The organism is Rhizobium mongolense subsp. loessense, from assembly GCF_900099775.1.
Classification (GTDB): Bacteria; Pseudomonadota; Alphaproteobacteria; order Rhizobiales; family Rhizobiaceae; genus Rhizobium; species Rhizobium loessense.
This window is the reverse complement of record NZ_FMTM01000006.1, coordinates 32,035-46,832: the sequence shown is the minus strand read 5'-3', so window position 1 is coordinate 46,832 and position 14,798 is coordinate 32,035. Positions and strand designations below refer to the sequence as shown.

General features: G+C 59.8%; 10 protein-coding genes. 5 read left to right on the top strand and 5 right to left on the bottom strand.

The genetic code is table 11. From position 1 onward, the window contains the following. From trpB to BLP23_RS19600, 4 genes are read left to right on the top strand one after another with little or no spacing between them, the layout of a single operon-like run. Positions 1–1,221, top strand: a complete 1,221-nt coding sequence (gene trpB / locus BLP23_RS19615) for a tryptophan synthase subunit beta (RefSeq protein ID WP_092586537.1) — start codon at positions 1–3, stop codon at positions 1,219–1,221. Positions 1,222–1,224: 3 nt separating this feature from the next. Continuing rightward, a complete protein-coding gene (gene trpA / locus BLP23_RS19610; protein ID WP_092586536.1) occupies positions 1,225–2,064 on the top strand; it encodes a tryptophan synthase subunit alpha in 840 nt (279 codons plus the stop codon). Between the two features lie 39 nt (positions 2,065–2,103). Continuing rightward, complete coding sequence (accD, locus tag BLP23_RS19605; protein ID WP_092586535.1) at positions 2,104–3,006, top strand: acetyl-CoA carboxylase, carboxyltransferase subunit beta; 903 nt, start codon at positions 2,104–2,106, stop codon at positions 3,004–3,006. Between the two features lie 31 nt (positions 3,007–3,037). Next, entirely contained in the window at positions 3,038–4,390 is a 1,353-nt protein-coding gene (locus tag BLP23_RS19600; RefSeq protein WP_092586534.1) for a bifunctional folylpolyglutamate synthase/dihydrofolate synthase, read from the top strand. A 114-nt stretch (positions 4,391–4,504) separates the two neighbouring features. Here the strand turns inward: BLP23_RS19600 and BLP23_RS19595 are convergent, their stop codons facing one another. Continuing rightward, on the bottom strand, positions 4,505–6,007 hold the full coding sequence (locus BLP23_RS19595; RefSeq protein ID WP_092586533.1) for an MFS transporter: 1,503 nt from the start codon (positions 6,005–6,007) through the stop codon (positions 4,505–4,507). Positions 6,008–6,137: 130 nt separating this feature from the next. Here BLP23_RS19595 and BLP23_RS19590 point away from each other — a divergent pair, with 130 nt between their 5' ends. Next, the gene (locus BLP23_RS19590) at positions 6,138–6,755 is read left to right on the top strand and encodes a TetR/AcrR family transcriptional regulator (RefSeq protein WP_092586532.1); all 618 of its coding nucleotides are present in this window, start codon (positions 6,138–6,140) and stop codon (positions 6,753–6,755) included. A 168-nt stretch (positions 6,756–6,923) separates the two neighbouring features. Here BLP23_RS19590 and trxA read toward each other — a convergent pair whose 3' ends face one another. From trxA to BLP23_RS19570, 4 genes are all read right to left on the bottom strand, one after another. Next, positions 6,924–7,244 carry a thioredoxin gene (trxA, locus tag BLP23_RS19585; protein WP_022718427.1) on the bottom strand — a complete coding sequence of 107 codons (321 nt, stop codon included), beginning with the start codon at positions 7,242–7,244 and terminating at the stop codon, positions 6,924–6,926. A 75-nt stretch (positions 7,245–7,319) separates the two neighbouring features. Continuing rightward, entirely contained in the window at positions 7,320–10,871 is a 3,552-nt protein-coding gene (gene addA / locus BLP23_RS19580) for a double-strand break repair helicase AddA (protein ID WP_092586531.1), read from the bottom strand. Continuing rightward, positions 10,864–14,058 carry a double-strand break repair protein AddB gene (gene addB / locus BLP23_RS19575; protein ID WP_092586530.1) on the bottom strand — a complete coding sequence of 1,065 codons (3,195 nt, stop codon included), beginning with the start codon at positions 14,056–14,058 and terminating at the stop codon, positions 10,864–10,866. Before addB ends, addA begins: the two co-directional genes overlap by 8 nt. 3 nt (positions 14,059–14,061) lie before the next feature. Further along, positions 14,062–14,796 (bottom strand): nucleotidyltransferase family protein, encoded by a 735-nt coding sequence (locus tag BLP23_RS19570; RefSeq protein ID WP_092586529.1) that lies wholly within the window; start codon positions 14,794–14,796, stop codon positions 14,062–14,064. Positions 14,797–14,798: the final 2 nt, after the last annotated feature.

The following is a 14,798-nucleotide window of genomic DNA, read 5'->3' as shown; positions in this document are numbered from 1 at the left end:
GTGAACCAGACGCTAAAACCGAATTCCTTCCGTTCCGGTCCCGATGAGGATGGCCGTTTCGGCATCTATGGCGGCCGTTTCGTCGCCGAAACGCTGATGCCGTTGATCCTCGATCTGCAGGAGGAATGGAACAAGGCGAAGGACGATCCCGAATTCCAGGCGGAATTGAAACATCTTGGCAGCCACTACATCGGCCGCCCGAGTCCGCTTTATTTCGCTGAACGCCTGACGGCCGAGCTTGGCGGCGCGAAGATCTATTTCAAGCGCGAAGAGCTTAACCACACGGGTTCGCACAAGATCAACAACTGCATCGGCCAGATCCTGCTTGCCAAGCGCATGGGCAAAACGCGCATTATCGCTGAAACCGGCGCGGGCCAGCATGGGGTTGCCTCTGCAACGGTCGCCGCCCGCTTTGGCCTTCCCTGCGTCGTCTATATGGGCGCGACGGATGTCGAGCGCCAGGCGCCGAACGTTTTCCGCATGAAGCTGCTTGGCGCCGAGGTGAAGCCGGTGACGGCAGGTCACGGCACGCTGAAGGATGCGATGAACGAAGCCCTGCGTGACTGGGTCACCAACGTCGATGACACCTACTATCTGATCGGCACCGCAGCCGGTCCGCATCCCTATCCGGAAATGGTTCGCGATTTCCAGGCGGTCATCGGCACGGAAGCCAAGGAGCAGATGCTGGAAGCCGAAGGACGACTGCCGGATCTTGTCATCGCTGCGGTTGGCGGCGGTTCGAATGCAATCGGCATCTTCCATCCGTTCCTGGATGACGAAGGCGTAAAGATCGTCGGCGTCGAAGCCGGCGGCAAGGGCCTGCAAGGCGATGAGCATTGCGCTTCGATCACGGCCGGCTCGCCGGGCGTCCTTCACGGCAATCGCACGTATCTGCTCCAGGACGGCGATGGTCAGATCAAGGAGGGCCACTCGATTTCGGCCGGCCTCGATTATCCCGGCATCGGCCCCGAGCATTCCTATCTGAACGATATTGGCCGCGTCGAATACGTGCCGATCATGGACCACGAGGCGCTCGATGCCTTCCAGACGCTGACCCGCCTCGAGGGCATTATTCCGGCGCTTGAGCCGTCGCATGCGCTGGCCGAAGTCATCAAGCGCGCGCCGAAAATGGGCAAGGACGAGATCATCCTGATGAACCTCTCCGGCCGCGGCGACAAGGACATCTTCACTGTCGGCAAGATTCTGGGAATGGGTGTGTAAGTCATGACCGCACGTATGGATAAACGCTTTGCCGATCTGAAGGCTGAAGGCCGCCCGGCGCTCGTGACCTACTTCATGGGCGGCGACCCGGATTACGAGACCTCGCTCGGCATCATGAAGGCGTTGCCGGAAGCCGGTTCCGATGTCATCGAACTCGGCATGCCGTTCTCCGATCCGATGGCCGATGGCCCGGCAATCCAGATGGCTGGCCAGCGCGCGCTAAAGGGCGGACAGACGCTCAAGAAGACGCTGCGGCTGGCAGCCGATTTCCGTAAGGGTGACAATACGACGCCGATCGTGATGATGGGCTATTACAATCCCATCTATATCTACGGCGTCGAGAAGTTTCTGGACGATGCGCTCGCATCAGGCATCGATGGCTTGATCGTCGTCGACCTTCCGCCGGAAATGGATGACGAACTTTGCATTCCAGCGATCAGGAAGGGCATCAATTTCATCCGTCTGGCAACGCCGACGACCGATGACAAGCGCCTTCCGACGGTTCTGAAGAATACGTCTGGTTTTGTCTACTACGTTTCGATGAACGGCATCACCGGTTCGGCTCTGCCTGATCCTTCGCTGGTCTCGGGGGCCGTGAGGCGCATCAAGCAGCATACCAATCTGCCCGTTTGTGTCGGTTTCGGCGTCAAGACTGCCGATCACGCCAAGGTTATCGGCAGCTCCGCCGATGGCGTCGTGGTTGGTACGGCCATCGTCAATCAGGTGGCGACAAGCCTGAGCAGCGAAGGAAAGGCCACAGCAGATACCGTCCAGGCCGTGGCCACCCTCGTTCGCGGTCTTTCATCCGGAACGCGTTCGGCGCGCCTTGTTGCTGCCGAATAGTGTCCCCACATTGGCTGTAGTCAATCAGGAGTTTTCGACTTGAACTGGATCACCAACTACGTTCGCCCGCGCATCAACTCCATGCTGGGCCGTCGCGAAGTGCCGGAGAACCTCTGGATCAAGTGCCCGGAAACGGGCGAGATGGTCTTCCACAAGGATTTGGAAGACAACAAGTGGGTTATTCCGGCTTCGGGCTATCACATGAAAATGCCGGCAAAGGCACGCCTTTCCGACCTTTTCGACAACGGTGAGTACGAGTCGCTGCCGCAGCCGAAGGTCGCGCAGGATCCGCTGAAATTCCGTGATTCCAAGAAATACACGGATCGCCTGAAGGACAGCCGCCTTAAGACAGAACAGGAAGATACGATCCTCGCTGGCGTTGGCAAGGTTCGCGGCCTGAAGCTCGTCGCCGTCGTGCACGAGTTCAACTTCATGGGAGGCTCGCTCGGCATTGCCGCTGGTGAGGCGATCGTCAGGGCCTTCGAGCGTGCGATTTCCGAAAAGTGCCCGCTTGTCATGTTCCCGGCTTCCGGCGGCGCGCGCATGCAGGAAGGCATCCTTTCGCTGATGCAATTGCCGCGCACCACCGTTGCCGTTGATATGCTGAAGGAAGCTGGCCAACCCTATATCGTTGTTCTCACTAATCCGACCACGGGCGGCGTTACGGCCTCCTATGCTATGTTGGGCGATCTTCATCTGGCAGAGCCGGGCGCTGAAATCTGCTTCGCCGGCAAGCGCGTCATCGAGCAGACGATCCGCGAGAAGCTGCCGGAAGGCTTCCAGACTTCAGAATACCTGCTTGAGCACGGCATGGTCGACATAGTCGTCAAACGGCACGATATTCCGGAAACGCTTGCGCGTGTGCTGAGTATCCTGACCCGGAAGCCCGCCAACTCGGCCAAGGTGAATGGCGGCGCGATCGCAATCGGAGCGAGCGCCTGATTGACATAAACCTGCTTGGGCGGCGTGCGGAATGATACCCAGAGGCCAGACTGCAGTGAGTGAAGCAGCGCAGGAGATCAACAAGCTCATGGGATTGCATCCCAAGGGCTTCGATCTTTCGCTCGATCGCATCACCCGTCTTCTCGAAGTTCTCGGCAATCCGCAGAACCGGCTGCCGCGGGTCATTCATGTTGCCGGAACAAATGGCAAAGGTTCGGTTACAGCCTTTTGCCGAGCATTGCTGGAAGCCGGTGGCTACGGCGTCCATGTCCATACCTCGCCGCACCTGGTCAACTGGCATGAGCGCTATCGGATCGGTCTTAAGGGCGGCCGGGGTCAGTTTGTCGACGATGCTGTTTTTGCAGAAGCGCTTCGGCGCGTTGCTGAAGCGAATGCCGGCCAGAAAATCACGGTCTTCGAAATCCTGACGGCGGTGACTTTCCTTCTCTTTTCCGAGCACCCGGCCGATGCGGCAATCATCGAGGTCGGTCTCGGCGGACGGTTTGATGCGACAAACGTCATCTCCGATCCGGCTGTTTCGGTCATCATGCCGATCTCGCTCGATCATCAGCCCTATCTCGGCGACCGCGTCGAACTGATCGCGGCTGAAAAAGCCGGCATCATGAAGCCCGGCCATGCCGTGGTGATCGGCCATCAGGAATATGACGCTGTCCTGGATGTCCTGATGTCGACTGCCGAGCGCTTGCGTTGCCCGACCGCTGTTTTCGGCCAGGATTACATGGCGCATGAGGAATATGGCCGCCTCGTCTATCAGGACGAATTCGGTCTCGCCGATCTGCCGTTGCCGCGCCTTCCCGGCCGCCATCAATATGCCAACGCCGCAGCAGCAATCCGCGCCGTCAAGGCAGCAGGTTTCGTTGTCACCGAAGCGATGATGGAACAGGCTATGAATTGCGTTGAATGGCCCGGTCGCCTGCAGCGGCTGACCGAGGGCCGCCTTATCGCGCACGCCCCGGCCGGTGCCGAAATCTGGGTCGATGGGGGTCATAATCCCGGTGCTGGCGAAGTTATCGCCGAGGCCATGGCAAATTTCGAGGAAAAGCAGCCGCGGCCGCTCTACCTCATAACCGGCATGATCAATACCAAGGACCCGGTCGGCTATTTCAGGGCCTTCGTCGGGCTTGCAGAAAAGGTCTTCTGCGTGCCGATCCGTGGCAGCGATGCGATGATCGATCCGGTGATCCTGTCAAATTCTGCCTATGATGCGGGCCTTGTCGCAGAGCCGAAGTCCACAGTCGGTGAAGCGTTGGACGCGATCAGGGAAATCCTTGATCCGCAGGCACCGGCGCCCAGAATCCTGATCGGCGGCTCGCTCTATCTCGTCGGCGATGTTCTTGCTGACAACGAAACACCCCCGAAATGAAAGAAGCCCGGTCGAAGCCCAGCCTCCAACCGAAAGGTGGAAGCATTCTGCAGATGCAATTGTCGCAGAATACGTGTTCTTGTGACGTCTTAAGCTAAGACGCAAACTGTCGCTTTAATCGGTGATTTTAGCGATATCGCCTTCGGATCGCCATTCCGGCAGCTTTCTTGGCAGCCAAAGCCACGCAATGATTCCGGCGACAAGCATTAGCAACCCTCCAACTCCAACTGCGACATGCAACCCGGTAAGGAAGGCTTCCTTGGCCTGTGCGATGGTCTCAAGGGGAAGGCCCGGCCGATCCAGGGTCTCGTCGAGCGTGCCCGCCACGCCCGGACCAAGCAGACGGAAGCTCAGGGCGGCCAGCGATCCGAGCAAAGTGATGCCGAGCGCGTTTCCCAGCTCGTTGCTGGTTTCCGCGATTGACCCGGCCGCGCCGGCGCGTTCAGGCGAAACCGCCGAGACAGCGACCTCGGCCACGAGGCTGAACGACAGTCCGTAGCCGATGCCGGCGATGAGCGTTGATGCGATGAAGGCCCCGCCACCGACCTCGGTGCTCGTAAGCAGCAGTAAAAGGACGCCAGCGCCTATCAAAAGGTGCGTTGCCACAAGTGCAGTCTTGCGGCCGATCCACTCTACGATGCGAGGGGTGCCCACGCACGTCGCGGTCAGCACGATGGCCCCCGGTAGTGTCAGCAGCGCCGTGGTAAAAACATCGAAGCCCAGCACAGATTGCAGATAGATGCCGGACAGGTAGCCGGCGACAGACCAGACGACGAGGGACAAAAGCCCGGTCAGGATCGCGATGGAGAAAATGGGATCTCGAAATAGGCTAAGATCGAGCAACGGATAGTCGATGCGGTTCTGTCGGCGCAGGAACAGGGCAAGGGCAAGAATGCCGATGATCCCGCCGGCGGATTGCGCCGCCGCAAAGCCTTGTGCTGCGGCGGTCTTGAGCGACCAGGTCAACAGCAGAATGCCGACGAACGACAGAAGCAGACTCGGCAGGTCGATCCGACCATAGGTCGTCGAGCGGACTTCGCGAAGCAGGATCGGCGCGACGATCAGAAAGGCGAGCACGACGGGGACATTGATGAGGAACACGACGCCCCACTCGAACTGCCTGAGCAACATGCCGCCGATAAGGGGACCAATGGCGAAGCCGGCTGCGAATGTCGCGGCGAAGATGCCGATTGCCCGCGCGCGCAGCCGCGGATCGGGAAACAGGGCGCTGACGATTGCCAGCCCGGACGGCAGCAATGTAGCACCGCCCAGCCCCATGAGCGCACGGGCGGCTATCAGCATCAATGGAGATTGCGAATAGGCCGCGCCGAGCGATCCCGCACCGAATACCACCGCGCCTACCATAATGAGGTTGAGCCGCCCATAGCGGTCACCGATATTGCCGAAGGCGATTAGCAGGGAGCCGACCACGAAGCCGTAGATGTCGAGAATCCAGAGCGCCTGGTCGGCTGTCGGCGTCAGGTCGGACGTGATGTGCGGTATGGTGAGGTAGAGAATCGAGCCGTCCATTGCGACGAGCAGGACCAGCGGCAGCACGGCCATGAGGCCGAGCCATGCCTTTCGGTTCACGGAGCTTGGAAGTGCCATATCGGTCATCGGGCAAAATTCCTCTGAAACGGCGCGCGCAGAGGCGTGCCGCTTTGGCCGCTGACGGGAGACCAGCGGATGGTTGCGTTTTAAGGGTTCTATCTATATACTTTAAGTAAGTTACGTTTGGTATATAGAGATGTCAAGCCCACCCGACGACACGCAGATTGCAGCGAAGCGCGTCCGTTTGAGCCGTGAACAGCGGCTACGCCAGCTTCTCGACGTGGCGTGGCGGCTCGCGCGCGAGGAAGGTACCGATGCGCTGACGCTGCCGCGCATGGCAGACGAGGCCGGCGTTACAAAGCCGGTAATCTACAACCATTTCGGTACCCGCAACGGCCTGTTGACGGCTCTCTATCAGGACTTCGACGCGCGCCAGACGGCGGTGATCGACGCCGCGCTTGAGGCCTGCGCCCCGATGTTGGAAAGAACCGCAAGGGTCATCGCTTCGTCCTATGTCGAATGCGTGCTGGCCCAGGGCCGCGAGATTCCCGGCGTGTTGGCCGGGCTTGCCGGCTCCCCCGAACTCGAGGCCGTCAAACGCGACTATCAACTGGCGTTCATCGAGAAATGCCGTAAGGCGTTGGCGCCGTTCACGGGCTCAAAGGGCATCATGCAGTCCAGCTTTTGGGCCGTGATTGGGGCGGCCGATTCGTTATCTCATGCCGCTGCGACGGGAGAGATCACGATCGAACAGGCTCAAGGCGAACTCTATGAGATCATCGTTGCAATGGTGAGCAGGAGCTTTCACCCCTAGCTAGCGGGCGGCAGGCAATCGCAGGACTCCGGCAGTTTTGCAACGAAGCTGTTTCGGCTCATGCATTGCCCGCTCGCTGTCCTCGGCCGGGACGCTCTATCTCGTCGGCGATACCCCGAAATGAAAAAAGCCCGGTCGAGCCGGGCTTTCCTTCAATGTGCAATCGATTTAAGCGGCGTTTGAAATCCAGCTCGATAGAGCGGTCTTCGGAGCAGCGCCAACCTTGATATCGGCAACTTCACCAGCCTTGAAAATGGCAAGCGTCGGAATCGAGCGGACGCCGAACTGGGCTGCCAGTTCCGGGTTCTCATCAATGTTAAGCTTGGCGACCTTAACCTTGCCTGCGAGTTCGGTTGCAATTTCCTCAAGGCTCGGGGCGATCATTTTGCACGGACCGCACCACTCAGCCCAAAAATCAACGACGACGGGTTCTGCAGATTCCAGAACTTCCGACTGGAAGTTGTTGATATCGACTTTCACGGTAGCCATAGGCTGCTCCTTTAGCGGAATTTACTGTTGATCCACATGTGATGGTGCGGTGCCGAACTTTCAATGTCCGGTATTTCACTTTGTTTTGAGTCCTGCAAGCGCCATTTCGAGCTCACACTCGGTCAAAGTATAGACAGTGGCGTTCTCGGTATAGACGAGCAGGCAATCGATGCGCTTGCCGGGGTAGAGCGGCGCGAGGATTTCGCGGTAGATCGCAAGCTGCGCCTGATGCGCATAGGGAATATCCTTTTGGGTCGCGGGCGGCACGCGATTGGTTTTATAATCGAGAACGACGACGCGATCGTCGAATACGGCCAAGCGATCGACGCGGCCGGAAACGGCATAATTCGCCCCCTTCAAGGTGAGCGTCCCCATGATCGAGACTTCCGGCTGCGTGTGCACTGCGAAAATCGCCTGAAGGCTGTCCTCCGCTAATAGTTTCAGCACCGAATCGATCAGTCGATGACGTTCGGTTTCCGGCCAGGAACGTGCAGCACGGCTTGCGTAACGCGCCGCCGCCTCCGCTCTCTCGGCTGGAGCGATGTCCGGCAGGGTCTGCAGCATGCGATGGATCAGACGCCCCTTTTCCAACGACCGGTCGGAGCGGTTTTTTTCCGCAAAGAGCGGCGAATTGATCAAGAGATCATCCGCCTCCTCATCGATGATGGTTCCGGCGCCGGATGGGCTGAGAGGTCTCGGCAACTGCCTTTGCGGCGGGAGCGGCCTGAGAATGTTGGAGGGCAGGGCCTCCCGTTCGTTCCGGTCTTCCGGCTTCTCGGAGCGCTCGAACGTGCGGCCTACTTGCGGCACGCGCCATTTCACGCCCTGCCATTCACCGTCCGGTCCTTTGAAGGTTGCCGGTGTAACATGCGGGTGGCTGTCTTCCATCGCTGATGAAATCATCATGTGCCAAGTATCGCTGTTTGTCCTGGCACCGCGATAGCCGCAGACGATCAACCGGTCGGCGGCGCGTGTCATCGCCACATAGAGCAGCCGCCGGTATTCCTCTTCGGCCAATTTCTGAAGTCGTGCCGCATCGGCTTGCGTCATCGAATTGGCAAGGTCGCTGACTGGAACCCAGACAGGTATTGGAGGGGTCTCTGCATCTGTTTCGAGCAGGCGCAGCTTCGGCATGTGGGTATGCGTGAAAGCTTTCGAGCCACCGTCGACAAGAAAAACGATCGGTGCTTCCAGGCCTTTAGAAGCATGCACGGTCATGATCCGAACCTCGTTGCGGCCCTTGTCCTGCTCACGCTTCACCTCGGGCGCTTCGAGTTCCAGCGTTGAGATGAAGGATTGCAGGCCGGGCAGCCCCGAGCTTTCGTGATCGAACGTGAATGTGAGGAACTCGTCCAGAATATCGCTGACCTCGGTGCCGAGACGCGCGAGAAACTGGCGCCGGCCGCCGTGAACGCCAAGCAGACGCGAGTAGAAGTCGTGGACGGACAGGATTTGCGATTGATGAAGAAGTAGCGTGAGCTTTTCTGTCACGGTCGCGTATCGCTCGTGACCTTCGACTGAAAATTGCTGCAGGTGAGCCCACACGCTTACATTGTCGCTACGCAGCGCAGCGAGTGCGAAGATATCGTCTTCTGATAGGTCGAACAGCGGGCTCTTGAGCACTGCCGCCAGTGAAAGATCATCCTGCGGCAACAGGAGGAAGCGGCCAAGCGCCAGCAAGTCCTGAACGGCGATATGGCTGGTTAGCCTGAGGCGGTCTGCGCCCGCGACCGGAATATTGTCGCGCCGTTTCAGTGCGCGGGTCAGCGCATTGACGAAGGTATCGCGCTTGCGGACCAGCACAAGAATATCACCCGCCTGAATAAGACGCTCCTTGCCCTTCTCGACGATCGTTTCGTGGCCGACAAGCCGCTCGATCGTATGGGCAATGCGCCGGGCAAGAATAGCAGCTGGCGCGCTTTCGGGTGTCGCGTCAAAGGGCGCCGTCCAGTCTTCGTCCTTAACGGCGGCTTCGGGGGCGATCATCTCCCAAAGATCGACGGCACCTGGGTGACCGATGCGGCTAGAGCGGTGAACGACCGGCTCTTCGACGGCGCTGAGGCCTCGCGCGTTTTCGGATGATGTGAAGATATGGTCGACCGCAGCGAGAACGTCGGATGTCGAGCGAAAGGAAAGGGGCAGACGCACGGAGGAAAACATTTGACCGCTCGCCGAAACCCGCTTCCTTGTACGTTCGCTCTCTTCGGAGAAACGTTCCGGGCGCGCGCCCTGGAAGGAATAGATCGATTGCTTCTCGTCGCCGACGGCAAACAGCGTCCGCACGACGGGACGGGCACTTTCGCCGGAAAAGAAATCTTCCGCCAGCGACTGGATCACGCTCCATTGGATTGGGCTCGTATCCTGCGCTTCATCGACCAGTATGTGATCGATACCCTGGTCGAGCTTATAGTGGATCCAAGGCCCGACGCCGCTCTTCGTCAACAGATCCGCGGTGCGCGTGATGAGATCTTCGAAATCCAGCTGACTGCGCTGCTTTTTCAGGTCTTCATAATCCCGGTTCAGCCGGTCGGCGAGGATAAGCGCTGCATGGGTGGCATTGAACATCCGCATGATCTTGAGGCGGTCGCGGCAGGCGACGATATGCGCGCGCGCTTCAGCGATCGCATCTGCAAGCTCAGGTGCATCGGAGAGCATGGCTTTGACGGTGAATTGCGAATCCGACTTAGGTTCGCCCTTCGCCGTCAGGAATATCTTTTCCAACAATTCTGCCCGCTTTGTCGCATTCCGCTCGTTGGAAGCCTGCCGCAAGCCATAGGCAACTTCCTGCGCTTTCGCGCCGCCCTTTTGGACTGTCAATGTCAGGTAAAGATCGAGCGTCACGCCGAAGAGACCCGGCAGCGGCCAGTATCGCGAGGTGATCTGGATCTCTGTTTCGTCGGACGAAAGTTGCAGTTCCCTGCGCAGCGTGGCCGCAATCCCGCCTTGTTGCTCAGCTGCGGAAATGAAGCGGCGAATGGCGTTGCGGTTGGCGACGATCTCGCCAAGCAGTGTCTCCAACCCGGTCTCGTCACCGAGATTGAGAATATAGGAGAAGGCATCGGCAAGCTCGGGATCTTGCTCGGGTGTCGTCGCGGTCAACAGCGAGCGGCGGGCATCGGCGAGCAACGTCGCTGCGGCGCGATCGTCGAGAACCGAGAAATGGCCGGCGACATTGGCCTCCAGTGGAAACTGATGCAGCAAGGCCTCGCAAAACGCATGGATGGTCTGGATTTTCAGCCCGCCCGGCGTTTCCAGCGCCTTGGCAAAAAGTCGTCTCGCTTCGGCAAGCTTGAGCCGATCCGGCGGTTCGCCTTCGATCTGCGTTATCCGGTTTTTGAGTTCCTCGTCCGGCAGCACCGCCCACTCGGCCAGACGCGCGAAGACACGATTCGACATTTCGGATGCGGCGGCCTTGGTATAAGTGAGGCAGAGGATGGCCGAGGGCCGCGCACCGGAAAGCAGAAGGCGGATGACGCGCTGCGTCAACACATGCGTCTTGCCGGAACCAGCATTGGCCGAAACCCAGGCTGACCGCGACGGGTCGGAGGCAATCGACTGCTGGATCGTCGTCCAGCTGATCCACATGCCCGGATCGTCGCCTTCCGGAAGTGCGGTCGGATCACTCATCGCCGCCCCCTTCTTCGTTTTCGGCTGTCGACCATTCGGAAACGCGCGCAAGGTGATCGTAATCACCTCCGAAATCGAACTGCTGCGCCGGAATTAACCGTGAAGTGAAACCACGTTCGCCGGATTGCAGAAGAGACACGAATTTGACCAATTGATCGATCGATTCCCTTGCCAGATCGAGGGCCGATTTTGCCTTGTCGCTTCGAGTGGAAGTTTCATTGTTGACTACATCGGTGTCGAAACGGCTGCCGGGCCGAAGGCGCACATAGATGAGATCCTGTGGCGTCAGACTTCCGACGTCACGAAAGGCGCCGGCGCTGAGCGCGGCGGCCTCAAGCGCCAACTGCGGGTCGAGAAGCGCGCGCGCCTGTGCGGGCGATGGATTGTAGCCGGTCTTGTAGTCGATGATGTCGGCAGCGTTTGGGCCGGTCACATCGATGCGATCCGCAACGCCTGTCAACCGGATATTGATCGGTTCGAGTTCCACGCCGCCGCGCACTTCCGTATAAGTTTTGCGGATCGCCGGTCGGCGTTCGGCTTCCCATTCGAGGAATGCGCGCGCCACCTCCCTGAAACGCGGCCGCCATACTGCATCAATGTGCGACGGCAGGTGCTCCATGTCGAAGAGCTCCATCAGAATGGTTTCCATTGCTTGCGCTGCTTCCGGCGTACCTGCAGCATGTCCTTCACGGACAAAGCGGTCGATGATCGTGTGATAGAGCGTCCCGCGTTCCGCAGCGCCTGGATCGCGATTGAAGGGATCCACGGGGTCAAGCCGTAAGATGCGCCGGGCATAGATGGCATAAGGATCGCGCCGCAGTCGGCCAACTTCGCTGAAGGAATAGGATTTCGGCTGCAGTTCAAGGGGTGGTGTAGGCGAGGGGCGTTGCGCGGGTGCTTGGCTCTTGCTCTCGTCCAGAAGGCCTACCCAATGCACGAAGCGGTCGCCGCGTGCTTTCAGTTCCCTTTCGAAAGCCTCGCCGCCCAGCGCAAGCAGCCGCTGCAGCCAACGCGAAGCGACCGTCGGCGTCGAGCCTTGCCGCAGCGAGCGCGAATAGATCAGATGCCGTGTTCCGCTCGCCATTATGAAGTCATGGGCCAGTTGGCCGATGCGCCGCTCCGGCGGCTCGAGGCCGATTTCCGTCTTCATCGTGCGCGAGATGAAGGGATTGTTGGCCGTTTGGCCGGGCCAGGAGCCTTCATTCAGTCCACCCAGAATCAGCGTGTCGACGCTTTGCAGACGCGCCTCCAACGTGCCGAAAATGAAAACTCTTGGATGGCTGAGCGCGCGCGGTTTGACCGCCTGGCCGGCCGAAAGCGCCGCCATGATATCGATCCATTGCGGTCCATCGGCTTCGATCTGGCCCTGCGTCTCGATCACCTCTTTGAGCAGGCTTGCAAGTGAATCGCCCGCTTCACCAGCCCAGAGATTGGCGAGGTTGCCGCGTTCATCGACTGCCACGGCTTCGAGTGCACGTCCGGTCCGCTCCGCCCAATCGGAAAGCGTGAAGCTGGCCGTCAGTCCACGGCCATCCGGCCGGTGCCGAACGAGCGCAGATGCCAGCGGTTCGGTCGCATTCGACATCCGCCGGGCAAGATTGCGCGCTTGCTCCGCCGCTTCCGGTGGCAGTGCCCTCCGCCAATTCGGCGCGTGTCTGTCCCTTGCCTGCTCTGAAAGCTGATGCTCCAGCAAAGGCTCCAACGCGCTGATATCAACCTCGGCAACACCGCCACGCAGAGCGAGAAGTTCGAGTGCTTCGACGGCTTGCGTGAGCGCGCTGCGTTCGAGGCCGAAGCGGGCCAAAGGATGCTTGAGCAATGCTACGATTGTGACTGGATCGCCGGGCCGAAGTGTTGCCTCGAGGAGCAGTTGAAGGAGTGTTCCCTGCAGCATAGCCGCAAGTGGCGTACCGGCCGAGTCGTCGGCCAGGATGCCGAAGCGGGAGAGTTCTGCCATCACGCGCCGGGCAAGATTGCGGTCTGGTGTGATAAGCGCTGTCTGGCTGTCGCCGTTTCGTCCCGGCTGCTCCAGTGCCAGCCGCAAGGCTATGGCGATCGCCGTCGCTTCTTCACGTTCGTTTGTGGCTTCGATCAGCGAGACATCGGCAAAGGCAGCCGCCAATGCATCGTCCGGGAGTTCTTTCTTCCATTCGCCCCAATTGCTCGTCGCTTCCGCTGGAGCGAGCGCACGGGAAAGAATTTCTGCGCGGCGATGCAGATCTTGTTCCGCCTCCTCGATCGCAACGACGTCGCCGCGCGTGAGGTTCAGCCGTTTGAGGAGGGACGAAAGGCCATATTGCGGGTGGCTTCGACTCGCCGGGTTGGTCCGCTCGAAAGCGGTAATCTCTGGCGCAACCATCTGCCAATGCACATCCGGCATGGATAGATCGAGGCCCGGAAGGACGATCACGCCCTCAGGCAGATTGGCGACGGCAGCGATGAGGTCGGCCGTTGCCGGCATCGAGCCAGTGGACCCGGCAATAATAATCGGTCCGGCAGGTTTTGCCGTTGCGAGCCGGTGGGCTTCGGCACGCAGGATTGCATTGCGATGGCGTGCCGGGGACGATTTTCCGAGTTCGGCAAGCCGTTCCGGCCAGAAAGCGATGGCGATCTGCAGAAATTCGGCCGTCAACTGCCACCACAGAGCATGATCTTCGGCATCGAGTTTCGAAAGTTCCGACCACTCGCGAACCTCGGTCTCGATGGAATCGATCAGTTCGGCAAGATTGCGTGCGAGCCAGATCGCATCTGCCGGGCTCGCCGGCGCGGCCAAGGGCGAATCGGCGTGGATACGCCGCACGATCTCTGGCAGCCTGTTGCGCCAGGCGAGTATGAGGCGGGCAAGCTCCAGCAGGCGCGCGGTATTCGAAAGCGGCAGCGCGAGATCGAGGGTTGCAGGCAGCGCCTCCTCGAAATAGCCGCTGTCGTCATCCGTCTCGCCGAGCGGCCGGATAACCGGCAGGATCGCCGAACGGCCGCCGAGAAGATCGACGAACTCCGAACGCAGCACGCGCGCGGCGCGTCGCGTTGGCAGGTAGATCGTCACTTTGGAGAGCGAAAGCGGATCATTCGGATCGTGCCGGAAGAGCGGCGTCAGTCCCCCGTCGCAGAGCGTCGCGGCAAGCGTCTTCAGGAAAGGCAGACCTGCCGGGATCGTTAGAACGCGAGGCTGGTGCCGTTCGGCCATCCGTTACACAAACGTCCGGAAGCGCCGGATCGTTTCCTCCGCTTCGTCGATCGCCTCCGGCGTGCCGACCGTCAGCCAATGGCCCTCGAGCATCATGCCAAAAAGCCGTCCGCGCTCGATCGCCTTGTCGAAATAGATATTGAAATTGAACGGGTCATCGGCGGGAGCATCGTCCAAAAACGATGTGTCCATGACGATTGCGCCGGCATAGACGACGGGATTCGGACCCCTTTCACGATAGCGGGTAAGCCTGCCATCCAGGTCGAGGTTGAAATCATTCTTGCCATTGTGGCCGGTCGTATCTGCAAGTTTGACGCAGAGCATGGCCATATCCATGCGGGTTGCATCGAAGAATCCGGCTAAACGTCGAAGGTTGCTCGGCCGGTCAGCCCGTTCACCGATCCAGAAAAGATCGGCATTGGTGACGAAAACCGTGCCGCGACCAAGGAGCTTGAGGCCCTTTGCCAGGCCGCCGCCATTGTTCATCAGTCGGTCGCGCTCGTCGGAAATGATGATATCGAGAGCTTTGTAAGAATTCAAATGCGCGAGCATCTGATCGGCGAGATGATGGACGTTGACGACCACCTTCTCGACGCCTGCCTCCGCAAGCGAATCCAGTGCATAGTCGATCATCGGCTTGCCGTCGATTTTCACCAGCGGCTTCGGGATTGTATCGGTGATTGGGCGCATGCGGGTGCCAAGGCCGGCAGCCAGCACCATGGCTTGTTTGATGGTCATCT

Coding starts and splice junctions, on each gene's coding strand:
- trpA (WP_092586536.1), top strand. CDS start 1,225: ATGACCGCACGTATGGATAAACGCTTTGCCGATCTGAAGGCTGAAGGC.
- BLP23_RS19600 (WP_092586534.1), top strand. CDS start 3,038: ATGATACCCAGAGGCCAGACTGCAGTGAGTGAAGCAGCGCAGGAGATC.
- BLP23_RS19595 (WP_092586533.1), bottom strand. CDS start 6,007: ATGACCGATATGGCACTTCCAAGCTCCGTGAACCGAAAGGCATGGCTC.
- BLP23_RS19590 (WP_092586532.1), top strand. CDS start 6,138: ATGTCAAGCCCACCCGACGACACGCAGATTGCAGCGAAGCGCGTCCGT.
- trxA (WP_022718427.1), bottom strand. CDS start 7,244: ATGGCTACCGTGAAAGTCGATATCAACAACTTCCAGTCGGAAGTTCTG.
- addA (WP_092586531.1), bottom strand. CDS start 10,871: ATGAGTGATCCGACCGCACTTCCGGAAGGCGACGATCCGGGCATGTGG.
- addB (WP_092586530.1), bottom strand. CDS start 14,058: ATGGCCGAACGGCACCAGCCTCGCGTTCTAACGATCCCGGCAGGTCTG.
- BLP23_RS19570 (WP_092586529.1), bottom strand. CDS start 14,796: ATGACCATCAAACAAGCCATGGTGCTGGCTGCCGGCCTTGGCACCCGC.